Source organism: Paraburkholderia sp. MPAMCS5 (genome assembly GCF_036016995.1).
Lineage (GTDB): Bacteria > Pseudomonadota > Gammaproteobacteria > Burkholderiales > Burkholderiaceae > Paraburkholderia.
Genome location: NZ_JAYXBK010000001.1, coordinates 377,941 through 400,104, shown reverse-complemented (window position 1 = coordinate 400,104; position 22,164 = coordinate 377,941). Strand labels below are relative to the sequence as shown.

The window sequence follows — 22,164 nt, the reverse complement described above, 5'->3', positions numbered from 1 at the left end:
GATGCGTTTCAGGACAGTGACAGGAAACGTAGCCGGCACGCGGCGTCGGCGGCGCTCATGGGACAAGGACGCCGGCGGACTCCACGGCTCATATCGCCGCCGCCATCACCGCCGCCACCGCCACCGCCGCCGGCGTCGTGCGGCTCGGCGTCGGGAGCAGGCCACGCATCGGCGCCCACCAGCGGCACGAAGCTCACTTCGCCGAGTGACGAGCTTTCGTACTCGTCCTCGCCACGGCGAACCAGTTTGATGAGGCGTTGATAATGCCGGTCGCGGCCAACCGGCATGACGATCCTGCCGCCGATGGCAAGCTGCCTGCGCCACGCGTCGGGAATGCGCGGGCCGCCCGCCGCCGCGATGATCGCGTTGTACGGCGCGTGTTCGGGGAGGCCCGTGGTGCCGTCGCCGAGATGCACGCTGACGTTGGAAATGGAAAGCCGCGCGAGAATTTCGCGGGCCATGTCGACGAGCGCCGCGTGCCGCTCGATCGAATAAACATGCGCGGCGATGGCGGCGGCGACGGCGGCGGCATAACCCGATCCGGTGCCGACGTCGAGCACCACGTCGGTCGGGCACAGCTTCGCGGCCTCGATCATCTTCGCGACGATGGCCGGCTGCGAAATGGTCTGCTCATTGCCGATAGGCAGCGGCCGGTCTTCATACGCCAGCTCGCGAAGATCCTCGGACACGAATTCCTCGCGCGGCACACGCCGCATCGCGGCCAATACCCGCGGATCGCCAATGCCGCGGCGCGCGATCTGCCACTCGACCATGCGCTCGCGGGCCTCGTTGAAATCGGTCATCGCCACCTCCGTCCTGCAGCCGGCGCGCGCCCCGCAACGGTCGGCGCGTTGCGAAGACGTGGCCTCGATCAGCTCAGCTTCAGCTCATTTCAGTCTACGCGCAAAACGGCAGGTCGCAGTGGGCGCGCTGCTCAGTCGGGAATCTCGGGCTCGACGAGCTTCGCCAGCTGCATCAGCGATTCCTGCCAGCCGAGATAGCACATCTCCACGGGAATCACCTCCGGCACGCCTTCCTGAACAATCGTGACCTCGGTCCCGCACAACACCTTGCGGAAGGTGATGGTCGCCGACATCTGACCGGGCAGATTCGGGTCGTCGAAGCGGTCGGTGTAGCGGATTTTTTCGGAGGGCACGAGCTCCACATATTCGCCGCCGAACGAGTGGCTGTTCCCGCTGCCGAAGTTGCGGAACGACATCTTGTAGGTGCCGCCCACGCGCGCTTCGAAATGATGGACCTGACAAGTGAATCCATAAGGCGGCAGCCATTTCGCGAGCGCATCCGGTTCGAGAAATGCCCGATAAACGCGTTCCGGGGGCGCGCGCAACACGCGATGAAGTTTGATGGTTCCAGTAGTCATGGTAAGTCTCGCCTCTTGCTTGTGGAGTTGAACAACTGCGGGCCGGATGTGCGCGTCGCGCACACTTCAACGACGAACCAGCCGCACACCAATCGACATCGTGTGACAGGAAAAAATTGCCGGTGTCCAAAGTATCGCCGTGATCGCGGCTTCTTCAAAGTCAACGCAATTCCCCCTTGCGGCGATAGACTACCAGGACAGCTTTCGCGGGAGGACATCATGCGGCTCGTCGACTGGAACATTCAGTGGGGGCGCGGCGTGGATGGTCGCGTCGATCTCGCCCGCATCGTGCGGGAGGCCCGCGCGCTGTGCGATTTCGACATCATATGCATGCAGGAAGTGACGCGTGGTTTTCATGGGCCGCAGTCGGCGGGCGGACTGGCAGGCGGCCCGTCCGCCGATCAGTTCAGCGAACTCGCCGCGCTGCTGCCGGACATGACGGTGCTCGACGCGATCGGCTCGGATTTGCCGTCGCCTCGCGCAGGCACTCACCGGCGTCAGTTCGGCAATGCGATCGCCACGCGTTTGCCGGTCAGGCAGGTACTGCGCCATTCGCTGCCGTGGACCGCCGATCCCGCGAAGCCCTCGATGCTGCGCGTCGCGCTCGAAGCGGTGATCGACACCGACGTCGGACCGCTGCGCGTGATCAGCACTCATCTGGAGTTTTATTCCGAAGCGCAGCGGCTTGCGCAGGTCGAGCGGCTGCGCGATCTGCACAAGGAAGCCTGCGATCACGCGCGCCGCCCCGCGCGGGCGGAAAAGCAGGACAGTCCTTTCGCGGACACCGGCCGTCCCATGAGCGCAATTGTCTGCGGCGACTTCAACAGCGCATTCGAAGCCTCCGCGTATCGCAGGATGCTCGCCCCGATTCCCGACGCGCCCGCCTTCACCGACGCGTGGACGCGCGCGCACGGCCATGCCGCGCGCGCCGCAACGGTGGGTCTGTACGATCACGAGCAATGGCCGGACGGCCCGTTCGCGTGCGATTTCATCTTCGTCACCGAAGATCTCACGCCACGCGTGGCAAGCTGCGAGGTGGACGCCCACAGCCGCTCCTCGGACCATCAACCGATGTGGCTGGAGCTGCGCTGAACGGCGAGTCCGGCAAGGTCGAACGCGAAGCCCGCGCGCTAGATGCGCGGCAAGTCGTCAATGCATTTTTCGACGTGGCCGTCGGGGACGTCGGTGTCGATTCCGTCATGCCCATTGGTGTGCGAGACGGCGATGATTTTCGGTCCGAGAAAGCGCGTTCCGCCGAGCGTGAACAGAGACCAGACAGCATCGCCGCGATGAATCGCGTCCACGACCTGGCCCACATCGGCGATTGAAGTTGGCGACGACCACTCACGGGTCGCCGGGTCGACAGCGGCCCAGCGCACGTGCGTGATCCTGTCGTTCATAGGGTCGATGCGCACAGCGTCGATACCAAATGTAGCCATGATATTTACCCCCAGCACCCTGGCAATGGCCATCGTAGCACGATCATCCACGGCGATAACCCGTGGAAACGCCGAAGAAAGCGGCAATCGGCGACGCGTCCGGAAGCTGCGTCGAAAAAAAGCCAACACCGGATAAACGGCGTTGGCCAAGTGCTTCTTCAAACACACACATGGTAGGGATCAGCCTACCAGGTGAACCGGATTACGGCAGCGTCCTCGGGGTTCTTTAATTTCAATGGGGCGACAGAATCCTGTACTGGGCACCATCCCTGAAAGCGTATCGGTACTGTACCGGCAACGCTCGCTAGAATGCTCTCGATGTCCCTTTCTGGACACGGAGCCCGCCATGTCTTATCTCACGCTCAGCGCGCTGCCCGCCGGCATTCTGTTCGCGCTCGTCACCAGCATCACGCCCGGTCCGAACAACACCATGTTGCTCGCCTCGGGCGTCAACTTCGGTTTTCGCCGCACGTTGCCGCATGTTTCGGGCATCAGCGTCGGCGTGGTGCTGTTGATGCTGTCGGTCGGCATCGGTCTCGGCGAAGCCTTCGTGCACTTTCCGGTGCTGTACACGGTGCTCGAAGTCGCGAGCGTCGCGTATCTGCTGTATCTCGCGTGGAAAATCGGCACGTCGGGCGAGATGAAAGTCAAAAAGGGCGAGCGCCGGCCCATGAAGTTCTACGAAGCGATTGCGTTCCAGTGGGTCAATCCGAAAGCGTGGATGATGGTGCTCACCGCCGCCACGACAATCCACCTGAGCGAGAGCTACAGCATGAACGCGCTGGCGATGGCGGTGGTGTTCTATGTGATCGGCTTTCCGTGCATCTGCCTGTGGGCGGGTTTCGGCACCGCGATGCGACGCGTGCTGTCCGACCCGAAACGTCTGCGCCTGTTCAACATCGCGATGGCGCTGCTGCTCGTGCTGTCGCTCTATCCGATCGCGCTGAAGCTGCTCGGCCACGGCGGCGCCTGAGCGCGCCTTGAGCGCGCCTCGTCTACGCCTGGATCGCGCCGCGCCCCACTCGTTCGATGAAGCGCCATAGCGCGTCGTCGGTCGAATAAGGCGCATTCAAGCGGAACCACGCGCTCGGCGCGTCGTCGGGGCGGAAGTAGGAGCCGGGCGCGAGCCAGATGCCGTGCGCGAGCGCGGCGGTCGCCACCTCGCCGGCGCGCGCCGGCTCGATCGGCAAGCGCGCCCACAGGAAAAGCCCCGCTCGCGGGCGATGAAACACTTCGAGCCCGAGCGAATCGAGCCGCTCCTCCACGGTTGCATGCGCGAGCTTGAGCCGCTCGTTCACCGCTTCCACGTGACGCGCATAGCGCCCTTCGAGCAGCACTTTATCGACGATCCGCTCGATCGCCTCCGAAGACGTCAATCCCACCGCCATCTTCGTGCGCGCCAGTTCGCGCAGCACCGCGTGCTCCGCGACCACATAGCCGCAGCGCAGCCCCGGCGTCACCGTCTTCGAAAAACCGCTGACATACAGCACGCGCCGCAAGCCTTCCAGCGCGGCGAAAAGCGGCGCGCCGGAAGGCGCAAGCTCGCGGCTCACGTCGTCCTCGATCACCCACATGCGCTGCCGCTCGGCGATCTGCAACAAGCGGAACGCCGCCGACATGCCGAAGGTCGCGCCGGTCGGATTCTGCAGCGTCGTGTTGACGAAGATCGCCTTCGGCTTGTGTTGCGCGACGAGCGCTTCGAGCACATCCGTATCGACGCCCGCCGGCGTGCGCGGCACGCCAAGCACGACGAGCCCGGCGAGCTTGAGAATCTGCAACAGATTGCAGTAGCCCGGATCTTCGACGATCACCGCGTCGCCCGCGCGCAGCAGCGTGCGCACGATCAGGTCGAGCCCTTGCGTCGCGCCTTGCGTGAGCAGCACGTTGGACACGTCGACGGGCAGGCCGCGCCGGTCGAGCTGTTCGGCGATCCGCTCGCGCAGCGGCGCGAAGCCGTAGGGATGACCGTAATCGCCGAGCCGCGCGGCGGGCACGCGGCTCATCGCGCGCAGCGCATGCTGGAGACCGGACTCGTTGATCCACTCGTTCGGCAGCCAGCCGCCGCCCGCCTTGATCGGCACCGAATGATCGGCAAAAACGTCGGACAGCAGCCATGTTGCGGTGAGACTCGGCGGCTGCCAGTCGGTCACGGCGGCGCGCGCCGAGGTCGAGCGCGTCGCCACGCGATAACCGGAACCGCGCCGCGCGACCACGAGCCCCATCGACACCAGACGGTTGTACGCCTCCGTGACCGTGAAGGTGCTCAATTCGTGGCTCTGCGCGAGTTGCCGCACCGAGGGCAGCAGCGCGCCCGCGCGCAGCGACTGCGCCTCGATGGCCTGCGCGAAGCCTTGCACGACCTGCTCCACCAGCGTGGGCGCGGCGCGCCGGCCGCGCGCGAGATTCAATTCGATCATGAGTCTGGAAGAAGAAGCCGCTGTTTTACACGCCGGTTCGACACGCCTGTTCGCATCGCGTCACCGGCACAGTTAGCGCCAATCCACCAACACAGTTAGCGCGACACTGCCTCAACTGTTTATGCCGCCATTAAACCGCGAACGCTACAGTTTTGGCTACGCCCCGGAGGAAGCACCCTTGGGGTTGCCCCCAACGAAAGTCCGCTGGAAAACACTTCGAGGAGAAACCATGACTTCGCGCCCCGTCATCGACGATCTGTCGTCTTTCTGGATGCCCTTCACCGCGAACCGCCAGTTCAAGGCCGCGCCGCGCCTGCTGGAATCGGCGAAAGGCATGTATTACCGCAGCTCGGACGGCCGCGAAGTGCTCGACGGCTGTGCGGGTCTATGGTGTGTCAACGCGGGACATGGCCGCGACGAGATCGTCGCCGCGATCACGCAGCAACTCTCCACGCTCGACTTCGCGCCGACTTTCCAGATGGGCCACCCGCTCGCATTCGAAGCGGCCACCAGGGTCGCCGAACTGATGCCGGCGGGGCTCGATCGCATTTTCTTCACGAACTCGGGTTCGGAATCGGTCGATACCGCGCTGAAAATCGCGCTCGCGTACCACCGCTCGCGCGGCGAGGCGCAGCGCACGCGTCTGATCGGCCGCGAGCGCGGTTATCACGGCGTGGGCTTCGGCGGCATTTCGGTTGGCGGCATCGCGCCGAATCGCAAGACTTTTTCGGGCGCGTTGCTGCCTTCGGTCGATCATCTGCCGCACACGCACAATCTCGAACACAACGCGTTCTCGAAGGGTCAGCCGGCCTGGGGCGCGCATCTCGCCGAAGATCTGGAGCGCATCGTCACGCTTCACGATGCATCGACGATCGCGGCGGTGATCGTCGAACCGGTCGCCGGCTCGACGGGCGTGCTGATTCCGCCACAAGGCTATTTGCAGAAGCTGCGCGAAATCTGCACGAAGCACGGCATCCTGCTGATTTTCGACGAGGTGATCACCGGCTTTGGCCGCGTCGGCAAGGCCACGGCGAGCGAATATTTCGGCGTCACGCCCGACCTCATCACGATGGCCAAGGCGATCAACAACGCGGCAATCCCGATGGGCGCGGTCGCGGCGAGCCGAACGGTGCACGACACGATCGTCAACGCCGGCGCGCAAGGCGCCATCGAGCTGTTTCACGGCTACACGTACTCGGCGCATCCGGCCGCCGCCGCAGCCGCCGTCGCCACGCTCGATCTGTATCGACGCGAAGGTTTGTTCGAGCGCGCCGCCGCGCTCGCACCGACCTTCGAGGCCGCCGCCCACTCGCTGCGCGGCGCGAAGCACGTGAAGGACATTCGCAACCTCGGCATGATCGCGGGCATCGAACTCGAATCGCGCGACGGCGCGCCGGGCGCGCGCGCTTACGAGGCGTTCGTCAAATGCTTCGAGGCGGGCGTGCTGGTGCGCTTTACCGGTGACATCCTGGCGTTTTCGCCGCCGCTCATCATCGACGAAGCGCAGATCGCGCACCTCTTCAAGACGGTCGGCGACGTGCTGGCGACCGTGCAGTAACACGCAGAGGCAAGGCAAAAGCGGCGCGCGGTTCGCGTGCCGCTTTGCTGATGCTTTGCTGGTGCCTTGCTGGTGCCTTGCTGCTCGTACGCCGCCGCGCCTTCAGGCGTCGCTGCGCACGCCAACGCCCCATGCTTCAACGATGATGCGCGCGTGCAGCCCGCGTCTGCGCGGCCTTTTTGGCTGCGGCTGAACGGCCGGCCGCTCCCTTCGTCGTGGCGGCTTTCCTGGCTGCGGCTGAGCGGCTCGCCGCCGGGCGTTTGGCCGCCGCCGATTTCGCCTGCTTCGACATAGCCGAAGGCGATGCGCCCGCCGTGCTTTCGCGCTTCAGCACATTGGTGCTGACACGTGAGCGTTTGGCCGTGGATTCCTTGCTGGCGGTTTTCTTCACGGCGGTTTTCTTCGCAGCAGTGCTCTTCGCAGCCGTTTTCTTCGCGGCCGTCTTCTTCCCCGCCGCGCTATCTTTCTCGGCTTTCTTGCGCGTGGCCTCGCTCGTCGCGCCCTTCTTCGGCGGCTTCAAATCGACGCCCGCGCGACGCGCTTCTGACAGGCCGATCGCAATCGCCTGCTTCGCCGAGCGCACGCCATGTTTGCCGGCGCGCACCTTGTCCACCTGTTCCTTGACGAACTCTCCTGCTTGCGTGCTCGCCGACTTGCCGGCGCGCTTGTCGGCCTCGGCACGCTTGAGCGTTTTCTTTTCGGGCATGCTGGTTCTCCTGTTGGCTGTGGCGTCTATCGTTCAGCAATGCCTGTGCCGGGGCTCGCAACGATCTGCCGGGGACTCGCGCCCGTCCCGTGGACGGCGTATGGTGTGGGCAAGGGCCGGCGCTTGTCCGGCCAGAACGGGAGACATCCATGAAGACCCTAACTGTGCGCGCGGGTACGCATATCGAAGGCGTGCACTGGATTGCCGAATACGTCGAAGAGGTCCACGAGATCCGCATTTTTCGCGAAGGACAGGAAGTGGACGTGCACGACGCGCCGCCGTCCCTGTTCGGCGATGAGGAGAATGCCGGGTCGAAAAGCACCGCGGACCATCGCGCGGGCGAAGCCGCCGTGCTGGCTTATCTGAAACGCTTCGTGGCCGAGCACGACGCGGAGGAATAGCGCTTTTTTGCGCGCCGCCTGGCCGGATGCCTGGCCAACCGGGCGGCGCCCCTGGCTCGCGCAAACTTATTCGGCGGCCCGCAGCTTCTTCACCTCGGCGTCCGTTGGCTGCACGCTCGCGCCGTCGATATAGCGATACGACGTCATCACGCCCTTGCCGTCCTTCACACCGGTCACGCCGACGTAAGCGCCCATGGTCGACTGATTGTCTTGCGCGCGATACGTGATCGGCCCAAACGGCGTGTCCACGCCCAGACCCTTGAACGCCGCCGCGAGCTTGTCGGTATCGGTGGAACCCGCCTTTTTGATGCCGGCCGCAATCGACATCAGCGCCGAGTAGCCGACCACCGAGCCGAGCCGCGGATAGTCGTGATACCTGGCCTGATAGGCGTCGACGAACTTCTTGTTCGCGGGCGTATCGATCGAATACCACGGGTAGCCCGTCACGATCCAGCCGGTCGGCGCCTCGGCGCCCAACGGGTCGAGATAATCCGGCTCGCCCGTCAGCAGCGACACGACAGTGCGGTCCTTGAAGAGGCCGCGCGTGTTGCCCTCGCGCACGAACTTGCCGAGATCGGCGCCGAACAGCACGTTGAAAATCGCGTCGGGCTTCGCGTCGGCGATGGCCTGCGTGACCGCGCCCGCATCCACGTTGCCGAGCGGCGTGGCCTGTTCGGCGACGAACTGCACGTCGGGCTGCGCGGCGCTCAAGAGCTTCTTGAACGTCGCGACCGCCGATTGCCCGTACTCATAGTTCGGATAGACGAGCGCCCAGCGCTTCTTCTTCAGTTTGGCCGCGTCGGGCACGAGCATCGCGACCTGCATATACGTGGAAGGCCGCAGACGGTACGTATATTTGTTGCCGTCGGCCCAGACGATCTTGTCGGTCAACGGTTCGGCGGCGAGGAAGAAAATCTTTTTCTGTTTCGCGAAGTCGGTGAGCGCAAGGCCGGTGTTCGACAGGAAGCCGCCGAACAGCAGTTGCACCTGCTCGCGCGCAATCAGTTCCTGGGCCACGCGAATCGTGTCGCCGGGATTGCCGTTGTCATCGCGCGAAACCACTTCGAGCTTCTTGCCGAGCACGCCGCCCGCGGCATTGATCTGGTCGAGCGCCAGATTCCAGCCGTTCTTGTAGGGCCCGAGAAAGGCCGGCTGCGCCTTGTAGCTGTTGATTTCCCCGATCTTGATGGTCTGCTGGGCGTTCGCGCCGAAAGCGGCGAGCGACAGAACCGTCGATAGCGTAAGGCGAGAGATCCATCCTGCGCGCGTGGTCATGCGTTTCTCCGTATCAAAGGGATTGCGGGAATGCGTTGGTTTTCTATCAGTCGTTGCAGCGGCGTTCAGGCTGTTGCTCACTCGGCGCGCGGCATCGCGCGAATGCGTGCGACGCTCGTCGCGACGCCCTCCCAGGCCGGCTTGCCGCCCGCGAACTGCTGCCGCAGATACGACACGAGTTCGGCGACCTGGGCGTCGTTGAAACTGTCGCGGTAAGCCGGCATCGTACCGAGTTCGGGCCGCGCCGGCGAGCCGATGCCGTCGAGAATCACGCGAATCAGATTATCGGGCGTCGCACTGTGCAGGTTCGTGTTCAACGCGAGCGACGGATGCGCGCCGAACAATTGCGGCCCGCTGCCTGTGTGATGACAGGCGGCGCAAGCGCCGTCGAAGAGCCGCGCGCCCACGCTCGACGGCGCGCCGGCAATCGCGCTCGCGGCCTCGTATTGACGCGCCATCGCGGCGGCATCCACGTTCGCCTCCAACGGATTGAGCGAGGCGAGATACGTGGCCATCGCGCGAATATCGCTGTCGGGCAGCGCCGCGAGATCGGCGACGACCGGCGCCATCGGTCCCGCCGCGACGCCATGCAACGGCGCGTGGCCGAAGCGCAGATAGCGGAAGAGTTCGTCCTCGCTCCAGGGCACGGGCGCGTTCGAGAGCGCCGACAACGCGGGCGCTTCCCAGCCTTCCGCGCTGCCGCCGCCCATGAAAGCCGAGCCGCTTTTCTCGGCGCCGAATGCGTTGCGCGGCGTGTGACACGCGCTGCAATGGCCGAGACCGTTGACGAGATACGCGCCGCGATTCCATTGCGCGCTGTGGCTCGCGCTGGCGGCGAACGTGTTGCGTCCGAGAAAGAGGCCGTTCCATGCGGCCATCGCCGGACGCACGCTGAACGGAAACGGCAGCTTCGTTTCCGGCGGCCGGAAGCGCACCGGCGTTTGCGACATCAGGTACGCGTAGAGCGCCTTGAGGTCGTCGTCGGAGGTATTCTTGAACGACGTGTACGGGAACGCCGGATACAGCCGATGCCCATCGCGGCTGATTCCCTCGCGCATCGCGCGAACGAATGCTTCCAGCGACCATGAGCCGATGCCGGTCTGCGCATCCGGCGTGATGTTCGTGCTGTAGACAGTGCCGAACGGCGTGGCGAGCGGCTTGCCGCCGGCGTTCGGCACGCCGTTGTGCGCCGTGTGGCAGACCGCGCAATTGCCGAGCGACGCGAGCAGTTTGCCGCGCGCGACCAGCTCCGGCGCGAAACTGGCCGCAATCGGCGGCGCGATCGGCGCGAGGGTCTGCGGCGCGAACGACAACGCGCCCAGCCAGCCCGCCGCGCCCGCCGCAAACGCACCGAGAAAGCCGAGCCGCCAGCGCTTTTTCCGGCGCGACGCGGCGTCTTCGGCGTGCGCATCGGCGAGCGCGGCGCGGATCGTTTCCGGCGTGAACGGCGGCCTGCGAAAACGCACGCCGGTCGCGTCGTACAACGCGTTGGCAATCGCCGCCGCGCCGGGCAGCGACGCGGATTCGCCCGCGCCCATCGGCGGCTCGCCGTGACGCGGCATCATCACGACGTCGATCACGGGCACTTCGCGAAATGTGAGAATCGGATACGCGCCCCACTCCTGGCTCGTCACGGCGTTTTCGCCAAACGTCACGCGCTCTTTCAACGCGCGGCTCGTGGCCTGAATCACGTTGCCGTGAATCTGATGACGCACGCCGTCCGGGTTGATCATTGTGCCGGTGTCCTGGCCGACCACCACGCGCGTCACCGCGAGTTCGCCGCTCTTGCGGTTCACTTCGACGTCGGCGACCCACGCGCACCACGCCGCGCCGAAGCCGGGAAACTTGCTGTGCACATAGCGCGCGTACGCAATGCCGCGGCCGCGCGCTATCTCGCCATCGGCGGAAGGCGGTTTCGATTCGGGCGCGCGCGGCTGCCAACCGGCGCGTTCGGCGACGGCCCTCACCAGTTCCGCCGCGCGCGGATCGCGCAAATGCTTGAGACGAAACTCGACCGGATCGGCGCCCGCCTCGACCGCGAGTTCGTCGATGAACGACTCGTGCGCGAACGTGTTCGGCAACGCGGATACGCCGCGCAGCCACGACGCCCGCACGATGGGCGGCGTGTCGTCGCACACGATGCGCATCGTGCCGTAGTCGTACGGCGGCACGGCCGTGCGGTCGCCCATTTCGAACACCTGCGGCTGCGCGGACAAAGCGCCGGTCAACAACAGCGCCAACGTCGGCGCGTCGTTCGACGGATAACGCGTCGCGAAGTCGTACGCCGCGAGTTCGCCGCCGGCGTCGAGCGCGCCGCGCACATCCATCAGTTGCGCCGCGCCTTTCGGCTCCCACGCATGCTCGTCCTCGCGCGACAGTTGCACGCGCACCGGCGCGCCCGCCGCCCGCGCGAGCAACGCGGCGTCGGCGGCGACATCGTCCGCGCAATTGCGGCCGTAGCAGCCCGCCGCTTCCATCCGCACGATCTCGATGTGCGCTTCGTCCATCGACATCAGCAACGCGAGGTCCGCGCGCAGCGAATGCGGATTCTGCGTGCCGGACCACACTTTCAGCGCGCCCTCGCGATAATCGGCGACCGCGCACGAAGGCCCGATCGACGCATGCATCTGAAACGGCCATACGTAGGTGCGATTCAGCGCGCGCGCCGACTCCTGAGCGAGTGCCGCATCGACGTCGCCTTCGATCACGAGGTCGCGCCGCTTTGCCGGATTCGCGCGCAACGCCGCTTCCACTTCCTCGCTCGTTTCGAGCGGCGGCAAAGGCTCCGACGTTTTCCATCGCACGTCGAGACGCTTCGCGGCCTGCTGCGCGATTTCCTCGCGCTCCGCCACGATGCCGACGAAGTCGCGTATCGCCACCACTTTGACGATGCCCGGCAAATCGCGAATCGAAGCTTCGTCGATATGCAGCAGACTGTTGCCGACAAAATCGCCTTGCGCGAGCCCCGCATGAGGCGGACGCACGACGCGGCCGTGCAGCATGCCAGGCACGCGCACATCGTGCACGAAGCTCAATTCGCCCGTTGCCTTCGCGGGAATATCGACGCGCGGCGCGCTCTTGCCGACCACCTTGTACGCGTCCGGCGACTTCAACGGCGCGCTGGTCGCGAGTTGCAATTCGATGCGCTGTCCCGCGATCAAATCGCCATACGCGACGCGCTTCGCCGCTTCAGCGCCGGCGCCGGCGCCGTCGCCGTCGCCGTCGCGTTGGAACACGATGCCGTCGCGCACGTCGAGCGTGTCCGCGCCGAGGTTGAGCCGCAACGCCGCTTGCGCGACGAGCCACTGACGCGCCTGCGCCGCTGCATGCCGCAACGGCACGGCCGTGATCTGCATCGTGGCGCTGGCGATCGTCGGACCCTGGTTCGGCGTGTCGCTGGTGTGGCCCAGCACGACCGACACGCGCGTCAGCGGCACGTCGAGTTCTTCCGCGACAATCTGCGCCAGCGCCGTGCCGATGCCCGTGCCGAGATCGACATGTCCGTTGAACGCGATCACGCTGCCGTCGTCGCGCACCGCGAGGAACATGTCGGCCTCGCCCGGCACGAACGACGACCGCGAGCCGGGCTGGCCCGCCGACGGCTTAACCGGCGCTTGCGGCGCGCGCGTGACGAGCAGCACGCTTTGCGCGTCATACAGTTGCCTGCGCGACGGCGGCGCGGCGCGTCGGTCGACGCTGAAGTCCGGTCCTGTCATGCGCGCGCCCCTTCGTGACCTGTGTCGCGGTTGCACTCATCGGCGCCCTTGTGGAGGGCGAGCAGTTCGGCGGCGCGCTGCACCGCGCGCAGAATCTCCACATGCGTGCCGCAACGGCACAGGTTGCGCGACAACTCGCGCCGGATCGTCTCCACGTTCGGATGCGGATCGCGGTCGAGCAAGGCCTTCGTCGTCATGATCATGCCGCTCAGGCAATAGCCGCATTGCGCGGCCTGTTCCTCGATAAACGCCTGCTGCACCGGATGCAGCGCCGCGCGCGTGCCGAGCCCTTCGAGCGTGGTGATCTCGCGGCCCAACGCCACTTTCGCGGTCGTCACGCAGGCGCGCGTCGGCATGCCGTCGAGCAACACCGTGCATGCGCCGCACTCGCCGAGACCGCAGCCGAACTTCGGTCCGTTCAGCGCGAGGTCGTTGCGCAGCAGATAAAGCAAGGGCGTGTCCGCGGCGGCATCGACGACATGCGTCGCGCCGTTGACTTTGAGCGCGAGCGGCGCCGGCCCGTTCATGCGCGCACCGGCCACGCTGACTGGCGCGTGCTCACAGCACGACCGGCACTTCGGTGGCGGGCGGCGTATTGCGGCTGCGCCGGCAACGGATCAAGCCGTCGATCATCACCATGCCCACGCCCGGAATATCGCCGAGCTGCACGCTTTCGAGCAGCGTATCGGCTGCCGTGTGCTGAGCGCGGTCCATGAACACGAGATCGGCGGGACGGCCCACTTCGATCAGCCCTTGCCGCAAGTTGCGTTGCCGCGCGGTATTGCCGGTCGCGAAGCAGAACGCGATTTCGGCGGGCACGTCGGCGAGACTGGAAATGAGCGCGATCATGCGCAAGATGCCGAGCGGCTGCACGCCGGAGCCGGCGGGACTGTCGGTGCCGAGAATGATGCGGTGCGGGCATTTGAGTTCGATGGCATGGCGCGCCGTCAGCAATGCGATGCGTTCGTTGCCGTTATGCACGATTTCCAGCGCGCGGCTCGACTGCTCACACAAGTCGCAAACATGCCGGTAAGACAGCGATGTATGGCCGCCGTTGATGTGCCCGATCACGTCGGCGTCGGCGGCGAGCACCACGTCGCGATCGATCAGCCCGGAGCCTGGAATCGACGGACCGCCTGTATGAATCGTGCTCTGAATGCCGTATTTGCGCGCCCACGCGACCATTTGCGCGGCTTCCTCGCCGGCCTTCACGCTGCCGAGGCCGACTTCGCCAAGCAGCTTCACGCCCGCTTCGGATAGCTCCTTGAAGTCTTCTTCGACCATGCCTTTTTCGATCACCGGCGCGCCCGCCAGCACTTTCACGCCGCCGCCGACGCCCGCGCCGCGCATCCCTTCGAACGAACGCTGCGCGGTAATGGCAAGCGCCTTCACGCCGATCACATCTTTCGGACGCCCAGGTAAATGCACTTCACCGGCGGAGATCATCGTGGTCACGCCGCCGTTCAGATTCGATTCGATCCAGCCGAGCTGATTCTGACGCGGCGTCCAGTCGCCGAACACGGGATGCACATGCGAGTCGATGAGGCCGGGCGCGACCGTCGTGCCTTTGCAATCGACCGTGGTCCGCGCGCCTTCCAGATTGCAATCTTTCTCCTTGCCGACGGCGACGATCACGCCGTCGTCGATCACGAGCGTGTCCGCGTCGAGAATCGGCTGATCGATGTCGCCGGATAACAGCAGCCCGATGTTCGTTACCGCGACCTTGCCCGACAAGCCTGTCAACGTCTCTGCTGCCATCTGCTTCTCCTTTCGGTTCGAATCACACGCTCAGATAAGCGCGCCTCACGGTTTCATTGCTGGCGAGTTCGCCGATCGTGCCGCTAAAGCGGATCTGCCCTTTTTCGAGCACATAGGCACGGTCGCTGACCAGTTCGGCGAAGTGCAGATTCTGTTCGGACAACAGAATGGAGAGCCCTTCGCGCTTCAGTTCGAGAATCATGTTCGCCATCTGCTCGACGATCACGGGCGCCACGCCTTCCGACGGTTCGTCGAGCAGAACGAGATACGGATTGCCCATCAAGGTGCGCGAGACCGTGAGCATCTGTTGCTCGCCGCCGCTCATCTGTCCACCGGGCCGCTTCGGCATTTCGCCGAGATTTGGAAAAAGGCGAAAGAGCTTCTCCGGCGTCCATTGCGGCGCGCCATCGCGCGGCGGCTGACGGCCCGTGTCGAGGTTCTCCATCACCGTGAGATCGGCAAACACGCGCCGGTCTTCGGGAACGAAACCCATGCCCATGCGCGCGATCTTGTAGGGCGCCAGCGCGGTGATGTTCTGTCCGCGAAACGACACTTCGCCACGACGGCGCGGCAACAGACCCATCACGGCTTTCATCGTGGTCGATTTGCCCGCGCCGTTGCGCCCCATCAACGCGACGACTTCACCGCGTCCGACTTCGAGGCCGACGTCGAAGAGAATATGCGCGCGGCCATAAAACGCGTTGAGGCCCGCCACTTTCAGCATCGGCTCGCTCATTGCAATGCTCCCTGGCCCGCGTGTCCGCCCGCCGTGTCGTGCAGTGCCGCGTGCGGCTGAAAAGTCTTGCCGGTGCCGAAATACACTTCCTGCACGCGCGGATCGTTGCGGATCGCGTCGCCGTCGCCCTCGGCGATCAGCTTGCCGCGCGCGAGCACGATCATGCGGTCGGCGTACGCGAACACCACGTCCATGCTGTGCTCGGTGAACAGCACGCCGATCTTCTGCTCCGTGACGAGGCGCTTGGTCAGCGCCATCAATTCGTTGCGCTCCTTCGGCGCCATGCCGGCCGTGGGTTCGTCCATCAGCAGCAGCTTCGGCCGGTTGGCAAGCGCGATGGCGAGTTCGACGCGCTTCACGTCGCCATACGCGAGCACGCCGCACGCGCGCTTCGCGTCCGCCGCCATGCCGACCTGTTCGAGCAAGGCGAAGGCTTCGTCGGCGTAGCGCGAGCCCGCGGGCTTCCACAGGCCGAAGGTCTTGCGTTCGCGCGAAACGAGCGCCATCTGGACGTTTTCGAGCACCGTCATCGAATTGAAGGTCGCGGCGATCTGGAAGGTACGGCCCACGCCCAGCCGCCAGATGTCGCGCGGACGCCTGCCGACGAGTTCGTGTCCGTCGAAGCGGATCGAGCCCGACGAGGGCGCCAACTGCCCGTTGACCATGTTGAAACACGTAGACTTGCCCGCGCCGTTCGGGCCGAGCAGCGCGAGAAGCTGGCCGGCTTCGAGCGTGAAGGAAACGTCGTCGACAGCCTTCAGGCCTCCGAACGATCTTGAGAGACCGGATACGTGCAGCAAGCTCATAGCCCCTCCTTGATCACGGTGCGTTGCGCAGCCGGCGGGTTGCTTTTCTCCGCGTTGTCGGCGGTGTCGTCGCCGAAACGATCGCGGATAAAGCCCACGATGCCCTGCGGAAACGCGATCACCAGCAACAGGATCGCCAGGCCGAGAAGCGCCTGCCAGTAATCGGTCTGCCGCGCGACGGTGTCCTGCAGCCACGTGAACACGGCCGCGCCGACGATCGGGCCGGTCAGCGTTTGCAAGCCGCCGAGCAGCACCATCACGAGGCCGTCGACGGAACGGCTCACGCTGATCACTTCCGGCGAGATCGTGCCCTTGGAGAACGCATACAACGATCCCGCAAGACCGCAAAACAGCGACGCGATCACGAACGCCGCCCACTGCACGCGCTTCACGTCGATGCCGATGGCCTCGGCACGCAACACCGAATCGCGCGACGCGCGCATGGCATAACCGAGCGGCGAGAACAGCATGCGGCGCAACAGCCACACACCGATCACCGCGCACGCGAGCGTGAGGTAATAGAACGCCACCGGCGACGACAACCAGTTGGACGGCCATAAGCCGAGAATGCCGTTGCTCCCGCCCGTCACGTCGTCCCATTGAAACACCACCGACCACACGATCTGCGCGAACGCGAGCGTCAGCATCGCGAGATACACGCCCGACAGACGCACGCAGAACCAGCCGAACACGAGCGCGCCGCCCACGGCGAGCAGCGGCCCGAGCAGCAACGCGGCTTCCATCGGCAATTCCAGCACTTTAAGGAAGAGCGCCGCGCCATACGCGCCGAGCCCGAAATAGGCGGCGTGCCCGAACGAATGCATGCCGCCCGGTCCCATGATGAAATGCAGGCTCGTCGCGAACAGCACGGCGATCAGAATTTCCACCAGCAGCACCGGCATATACGGGAATGCATTGGCCGTGAGCGGCGCCAGCAGCAGAACCAGCAGCGCAATGGCGGCGAGCCACTTCAGCCGTTTGCCCGCCTGGCGCAACGGCGTTTCCGGCGCGGCCATGCCGCGCACCGCGGCGCTCGCGCGTCCGAGCAGACCCCACGGCCGCACCACGAGGACGACCGCCATCACGACGAATTCCGCGACCAGCGTGAAGCGGCTCAGCGAGAGGCCGACGCCGAAGATCGTCACGTGTCCGATGCCGATGCACAGCGCCTTGATCTCCGCGATGATCAGGGCGGCGACGAACGCGCCCGGAATCGAGCCCATGCCGCCGACCACGACGACCACGAACGCGTTGCCTATCGTCTCCAGATCGAGAGAGAGATTCGCCGACATGCGCGGCCCTTGCAGCGCGCCGCCGAGACCGGCGAGAAACGCGCCGACGAAAAACACGCCGGTAAAAAGCCACGCCTGATTGATGCCGAGCGCGCCGAGCATCTCGCGGTCCTGCGTCGCGGCGCGCACGAGCGTGCCCCAGCGCGTGCGCGTCAGTGCATACCAGAGCAGCAGCAAGACCACGGGGCCGATCACGATCAACGCGATGTCATAGGTAGGCAGTGGATGGCCGAGGACATTCACCGCGCCCGCGAGATGCGGCGCGCGCGGTCCGAACAGATCTTCCGGTCCCCACAGCCACAACGCGGCGTCGCGAAAGATCAGCACGAGCGCGAACGTGGCGAGCAGGTGGAACAGCTCGGGCGCCTGATAAATGCGCCGCAGCACGACGACCTCGACCAGCGCGCCGAGCACCGCGACCACCAGCGCGGCAGCCAGCACCGAGAGCCAGAAGCCGCCCGCCGTGTGCCCGAAGCGGCTAGCGATGCTGTACGCGATGTAGATCCCGAACATATAGAACGAGCCGTGCGCGAAATTGACGATGCGCGTCACGCCAAAGATCAACGACAGGCCGGCGGCGACGAGAAAGAGCGTCGACGCATCGGCGAGTCCGTTGACCAGTTGTACCAGCAAATTCGAAAGCATCGAGACCCTCGGCAGCTTGCCGGCGAGCCGCGCCCGATACGTGCGCGAGGCTCGAACAGCAGACGTTGCAGCGCGTGCGGCACCGTGCGCGCACGCATCAACGGCAGGACACTACCTCAAAGAAAGTCCTTTGGGGGACCGGCAAAATAAAGCGCGCGCGGTTCAGCGCAAGCCGTCTTCGCCTTTGATCTCACTCACCTGCAATCCGCCGATGCGCGGCAACGGACGCCCCGACGCCGTCACCGCCACCGCGACGACGATTTCATTTGCGCGCGGCGCGTCCGACACGCGCGCCTCGATCGCGTCGAAATGACTGCGCACGAAGGCGGCGTCCTTGTGGCCGAGCGGCACGTCGATCGCAGTGCCGAGCGTGCCCATTTTTTTCGCCGACGGCACGAGCGCCGCGCCCTTTTCCACCGCCACGCGCAACGGCGCGCCGAGCTTCGGGTGCAGAATCGCCGCGGCGTGTTCGAGTTCGCCCGCCTCGCCGACAATCGCCGCTTTGCCGTAGCTTTGCGCGTCGTGCGGGTCGATGCCGAGCGCTTCGACGCACTTGTTGCCGAGCAGCGCGCCCAGTTCCTCGCCGGCTTCGATGAGCGCATCGAGCTTGGCCTCATAGCGGCCCGCATACGGATTGTCGATCACCGCGATCGCGACCGCGCGACGTGCTGGCGGCGTGACGTCCTGCCCCATTTCAATGCGTGTTTCATCCACTTGCACGACCAGCTTGCGAAGCTTGATTGCCATTTCGCTCTCCGAGTTTCGATGATTTTGTCGCGCGATCCAGCGCCATTCAGCGCAAGCCGTCCTTGCCTACGATCGCTTCTTTCGCGAGTCCGCCCACGCGCGCGTGCACGCGCTGCCCCGTGCTCATCACGAGGATGAATACCACTTCGTCGGCGGCGGGCGCGCCGGGCACGCGCACTTCGATGGCGTCGAAATGACTGCGCACGTAGCTTGCGTTGACATGCGTGAGCGGCACGTCGAGCGCGGCGGAAGGGGCACCCACTTTTTTCGTCGACGGCACGATCGCGTTGGTCGGCACGCCGTTTTTCTCCAGCAGCTCGCGCATCGCATAGCCGCCCGGCACATGCCACAGCGCGCCGTGTTCGAGTTCGCCGCGCGAGCCGACAATCGCGCCCTTGCCGTAGCTTTCTATCGAAGCGTGCGGAACCGCCATCGCCGCGAGCAGACGTTGCGCCATGTCGAAGCCGATTGGCTTGAGCGCTTCCATCGCGTGCTGGATGTTCGCTTCATAGCGGCCGGCAAACGGATTGTTCATCACGGCGGCAATCGCGCCGCGTCGTAACGGCTTGTCGGGCGTGGGACCGAATTCGTGAAAGATGTCTTCGACGTGCGTCAGCACGCGGCGTATTTCGAACACGGAGCCTCCGTTGTTGTGTGAGCGCGGTGCGTGAGCAATGCGCCAGTGTCGTGCAGTCCCGCTGTGCGCACGCGTCCTTGCAAAAATAATGCGGCGCTTTCAATCAGGCCTCTTTCGAGCAAAGGCCGCGCGGCTTCTACGCCGCGTGCAAGCGCGAAATCGATCAGCGGCGCCGGCAGCGAAGGGACATCGACGGTCACGAGCCGGTCGCCCAGATCCGTATCGTCCTTCAACGACGAAGCCGGACAACGCGCGATGCCCGCATGATCGAGATTCACGGCATTGGCGATCATGGTCGCGGCGGCATCCGCGCTGGCTGCGTTGCGCGCGAGCACGGTCACGCTGTCGGCAATGCCGAGACTGAAACTGCGGCCGCGCCAGCCGCTCGTCGCGATGCCGCGAACGGGCAGGCTCGCGTCGAGCGTGAGATTGGCGTCGAGCGCGAGTCCGGGCGTTGGGTCGCCTGAAGCAGGCACTGGCCGATAGTGCGCGAGATCGGCCAGCACGCCGATGCGATATCGGCAGCCTTCGGTCAGATGCAGCGCAATGTCGCCGCCATTGTTGATATATGCGCGCGCGATGCCTTCGCGTGCGAACGCACCGATGAGTTCGTCGGCGACGCTGCCCGCCACCGCTGCCATCGGCGTGATGAAGCACGCGGAATGGGGTTGGCACGCGGTCCACATGCGGCGCGCGATCCGGCCTTGCAGCGGACATTCGTCGAGCGTGGCTTCGGCGCGAACGGCTTGTCGAAGCTGCTTCAATTCGCCGACCAGTTCGGGCAGGACATCGACGAAACGCGACCAGCACGCTTCATAGGCCGCGTGCAGCGCGTGAGGCTCGCCGTCGGCGCTGAGGATCAGATCGATCGGCCCATGTTGCCAATGCTGGCGGGTCGCGTCGAGGCGGATGCGGCTCGGATTCATCGCGGTGCTTCGTGCATGAGTGGCGCGCTCAGCCGAGCATCGGCGGCACGGCGGGCGGCCACGGATTGTCCGGATTGCGGGCCACCGTGCGACGCGCGAGCGGCGCGCCCTCGGTGTGCTCGGGACCGTTCGCCAACACGCTCTCCAATGAACGCACCGCATCGAGATGGCCGCCGAGATCGCGATATGCGTCATACGTCATGGTGAATTCGATCGGCGCGACAATCGCGGGCGTCGGCACGGTGCCGAACGAGCGATCCGGCATGCGCGTGACATCCACCATCACCGTAATGCCGCCGCCTGGCCATACATATGCCGGCGCGCCACCGCATGTCACATTGACGAGCTTCTGCTTGATCGCTCGCGTGAGCAGCACGGGGTTTTCCGTCGCGCCCGCGCGCAGGCTGCCGCCCGCGCCGCCGAGAAACAGCACGGTGGCCAGCGACGGCTCGCAGTTTTCGCCGATGCGCTCCACGGTTGCGCGCACGGCGTCGGGCATGGCCGCGATGCGCGGCACGAGATCATGATCGAGTTCGTACCATTGCGCATGTTCGCCGGTGGTCGAGACCATCAGAAGACGCATGCCGGGTTTCGCGACCGCGGCATCGAAGCCCTCGATAATCGCGAGCGGGTCCTGAATGTCCGTGCCGCCCCAGCCGATGCCCGGATTCGCCACCTGAAAATAGCGGCCGGGCGTGGACTTGCGTCCGCGAATCCTGATGCCCGAGCGCGTCATGCCGAGGCAGCGCCCCGCCTGATGTTCGGTGAGCACGCCGGTGATGTGATCGTCGACCACCACGACTTCGTCGGCATGACCGAACCATTGTTTGGCGAAGATGCCGATGGTCGCCGAGCCGCAGCCCACACGCATGCGCTGCTCTTGCACTCCGTCGACAACTGGCGCCGCGCCCGCGCGAATCACGAGACTCGCGCCGCCGTCGATGGTCAACTCCACGGCTTGCTTGTTGCCCAGCGCGAGCATCATGTCGCACGTCACGCGGCCTTCTTTCTTGCTGCCGCCGGTGAGATGATGCACGCCGCCGAGGCTCAACATCTGCGAGCCGTATTCCGCCGTGGTGACGTGGCCGACAATTTCGCCATGGCAACGCACGTTGGATTGCTCGGGCCCGAGAAAACGGTCGGTGTCGATTTTTACCTTGAAGCTGCAATAGCTGAAGATGCCTTCGGTGACGACCGTGATCATGTCGACGTCGTCGAGCTTCGAGGCAACGATAAAAGGCGCGGGCTTGTAGTCGGGATAAGTGGACGACGCGCCCACGCCGGTCACGAAAAGCGCCTGTTCGGCGGCATGATCCTGAGCTTCCGACGACGCGCCGAATTCCACCGTGGCCTCCGCGCTGTTCGAGCGCGACAGCAACACCACGGGGTCCACGCGAATCAGACGTCCGTCCGCATTCGCGTACCGGTCGCACGCGCCGGTGCGCCCTTCCGATATCTGGCACAACACCGGACAGGCATTGCATTCGATCTTGTTCGACGCCATGCGCTCGCTGCGCGGCGTGGATTTTTCGAGCACGGTCGGACCCGGCGTCGAGGCGGTGTCACCGTCGACGCGTTCCGCACCGAAATCGACCTTCGTATGTTCTGTCATGGTGGGGTTCCCATGCGACGACATTACAATCGGTCCTGCCCGGCTAACGAATAGCCCCTGTTTCAAGGGACTTTCGTGTGACCAGCACATTTTCATGTTGCGGTCACTCACC

20 protein-coding genes are annotated in these 22,164 nt (G+C 65.3%); 4 read left to right on the top strand and 16 right to left on the bottom strand.

The features are described from left to right. Nucleotides 1-8: 8 nt before the first annotated feature. Entirely contained in the window at nucleotides 9-803 is a 795-nt protein-coding gene (locus VOM14_RS01840) for a protein-L-isoaspartate(D-aspartate) O-methyltransferase (RefSeq protein WP_327626952.1), read from the bottom strand. A gap of 131 nt (nucleotides 804-934) precedes the next feature. Continuing rightward, nucleotides 935-1,381 (bottom strand): SRPBCC family protein, encoded by a 447-nt coding sequence (locus tag VOM14_RS01835; RefSeq protein WP_327626951.1) that lies wholly within the window; start codon nucleotides 1,379-1,381, stop codon nucleotides 935-937. A gap of 219 nt (nucleotides 1,382-1,600) precedes the next feature. Here VOM14_RS01835 and VOM14_RS01830 point away from each other — a divergent pair, with 219 nt between their 5' ends. Next, the gene (locus tag VOM14_RS01830; protein WP_327626950.1) at nucleotides 1,601-2,473 is read left to right on the top strand and encodes an endonuclease/exonuclease/phosphatase family protein; all 873 of its coding nucleotides are present in this window, start codon (nucleotides 1,601-1,603) and stop codon (nucleotides 2,471-2,473) included. Between the two features lie 38 nt (nucleotides 2,474-2,511). Here VOM14_RS01830 and VOM14_RS01825 read toward each other — a convergent pair whose 3' ends face one another. After that, the gene (locus VOM14_RS01825; RefSeq protein ID WP_327627404.1) at nucleotides 2,512-2,820 is read right to left on the bottom strand and encodes a hypothetical protein; all 309 of its coding nucleotides are present in this window, start codon (nucleotides 2,818-2,820) and stop codon (nucleotides 2,512-2,514) included. A gap of 346 nt (nucleotides 2,821-3,166) precedes the next feature. Here VOM14_RS01825 and VOM14_RS01820 point away from each other — a divergent pair, with 346 nt between their 5' ends. Beyond that, a complete protein-coding gene (locus VOM14_RS01820; RefSeq protein WP_327626949.1) occupies nucleotides 3,167-3,793 on the top strand; it encodes a LysE family translocator in 627 nt (208 codons plus the stop codon). A 22-nt stretch (nucleotides 3,794-3,815) separates the two neighbouring features. Here VOM14_RS01820 and VOM14_RS01815 read toward each other — a convergent pair whose 3' ends face one another. Continuing rightward, on the bottom strand, nucleotides 3,816-5,237 hold the full coding sequence (locus VOM14_RS01815) for an aminotransferase-like domain-containing protein (RefSeq protein ID WP_327626948.1): 1,422 nt from the start codon (nucleotides 5,235-5,237) through the stop codon (nucleotides 3,816-3,818). A gap of 229 nt (nucleotides 5,238-5,466) precedes the next feature. Between VOM14_RS01815 and VOM14_RS01810 the strand changes: the two genes are divergently transcribed. Beyond that, nucleotides 5,467-6,795: an aspartate aminotransferase family protein gene (locus tag VOM14_RS01810; protein ID WP_327626947.1), complete on the top strand. Its 1,329-nt coding sequence runs from the start codon at nucleotides 5,467-5,469 to the stop codon at nucleotides 6,793-6,795. A gap of 136 nt (nucleotides 6,796-6,931) precedes the next feature. Here VOM14_RS01810 and VOM14_RS01805 read toward each other — a convergent pair whose 3' ends face one another. Further along, a complete protein-coding gene (locus tag VOM14_RS01805; protein ID WP_327626946.1) occupies nucleotides 6,932-7,501 on the bottom strand; it encodes a DUF6496 domain-containing protein in 570 nt (189 codons plus the stop codon). 149 nt (nucleotides 7,502-7,650) lie between these two features. Between VOM14_RS01805 and VOM14_RS01800 the strand changes: the two genes are divergently transcribed. Continuing rightward, nucleotides 7,651-7,902 (top strand): hypothetical protein, encoded by a 252-nt coding sequence (locus VOM14_RS01800; protein ID WP_327626945.1) that lies wholly within the window; start codon nucleotides 7,651-7,653, stop codon nucleotides 7,900-7,902. A 66-nt stretch (nucleotides 7,903-7,968) separates the two neighbouring features. Here VOM14_RS01800 and VOM14_RS01795 read toward each other — a convergent pair whose 3' ends face one another. From VOM14_RS01795 to VOM14_RS01745, 11 genes are all read right to left on the bottom strand, one after another. After that, entirely contained in the window at nucleotides 7,969-9,177 is a 1,209-nt protein-coding gene (locus VOM14_RS01795) for an ABC transporter substrate-binding protein (protein ID WP_327626944.1), read from the bottom strand. Nucleotides 9,178-9,254: 77 nt separating this feature from the next. Next, on the bottom strand, nucleotides 9,255-12,893 hold the full coding sequence (locus tag VOM14_RS01790; protein ID WP_327626943.1) for a molybdopterin cofactor-binding domain-containing protein: 3,639 nt from the start codon (nucleotides 12,891-12,893) through the stop codon (nucleotides 9,255-9,257). Then, complete coding sequence (locus VOM14_RS01785; RefSeq protein ID WP_327626942.1) at nucleotides 12,890-13,420, bottom strand: (2Fe-2S)-binding protein; 531 nt, start codon at nucleotides 13,418-13,420, stop codon at nucleotides 12,890-12,892. Before VOM14_RS01785 ends, VOM14_RS01790 begins: the two co-directional genes overlap by 4 nt. A 31-nt stretch (nucleotides 13,421-13,451) precedes the next feature. After that, on the bottom strand, nucleotides 13,452-14,651 hold the full coding sequence (locus tag VOM14_RS01780) for an amidohydrolase family protein (RefSeq protein WP_327626941.1): 1,200 nt from the start codon (nucleotides 14,649-14,651) through the stop codon (nucleotides 13,452-13,454). A gap of 22 nt (nucleotides 14,652-14,673) precedes the next feature. Then, a complete protein-coding gene (locus VOM14_RS01775) occupies nucleotides 14,674-15,387 on the bottom strand; it encodes an ABC transporter ATP-binding protein (protein ID WP_327626940.1) in 714 nt (237 codons plus the stop codon). After that, nucleotides 15,384-16,193: an ABC transporter ATP-binding protein gene (locus tag VOM14_RS01770; RefSeq protein WP_327626939.1), complete on the bottom strand. Its 810-nt coding sequence runs from the start codon at nucleotides 16,191-16,193 to the stop codon at nucleotides 15,384-15,386. The genes VOM14_RS01775 and VOM14_RS01770 overlap by 4 nt, the downstream gene beginning before the upstream one ends. Beyond that, nucleotides 16,190-18,130, bottom strand: a complete 1,941-nt coding sequence (locus VOM14_RS01765; RefSeq protein WP_327626938.1) for an ABC transporter permease — start codon at nucleotides 18,128-18,130, stop codon at nucleotides 16,190-16,192. The genes VOM14_RS01770 and VOM14_RS01765 overlap by 4 nt, the downstream gene beginning before the upstream one ends. Nucleotides 18,131-18,292: 162 nt before the next feature. Then, nucleotides 18,293-18,877: an amino acid synthesis family protein gene (locus tag VOM14_RS01760; RefSeq protein ID WP_327626937.1), complete on the bottom strand. Its 585-nt coding sequence runs from the start codon at nucleotides 18,875-18,877 to the stop codon at nucleotides 18,293-18,295. Nucleotides 18,878-18,923: 46 nt separating this feature from the next. Beyond that, entirely contained in the window at nucleotides 18,924-19,514 is a 591-nt protein-coding gene (locus VOM14_RS01755; RefSeq protein ID WP_327626936.1) for an amino acid synthesis family protein, read from the bottom strand. Then, entirely contained in the window at nucleotides 19,490-20,440 is a 951-nt protein-coding gene (locus VOM14_RS01750) for a UPF0280 family protein (RefSeq protein WP_327626935.1), read from the bottom strand. Before VOM14_RS01750 ends, VOM14_RS01755 begins: the two co-directional genes overlap by 25 nt. Nucleotides 20,441-20,468: 28 nt before the next feature. Further along, on the bottom strand, nucleotides 20,469-22,052 hold the full coding sequence (locus VOM14_RS01745) for a 6-hydroxynicotinate reductase (RefSeq protein ID WP_327626934.1): 1,584 nt from the start codon (nucleotides 22,050-22,052) through the stop codon (nucleotides 20,469-20,471). Nucleotides 22,053-22,164 lie beyond the last annotated feature (112 nt).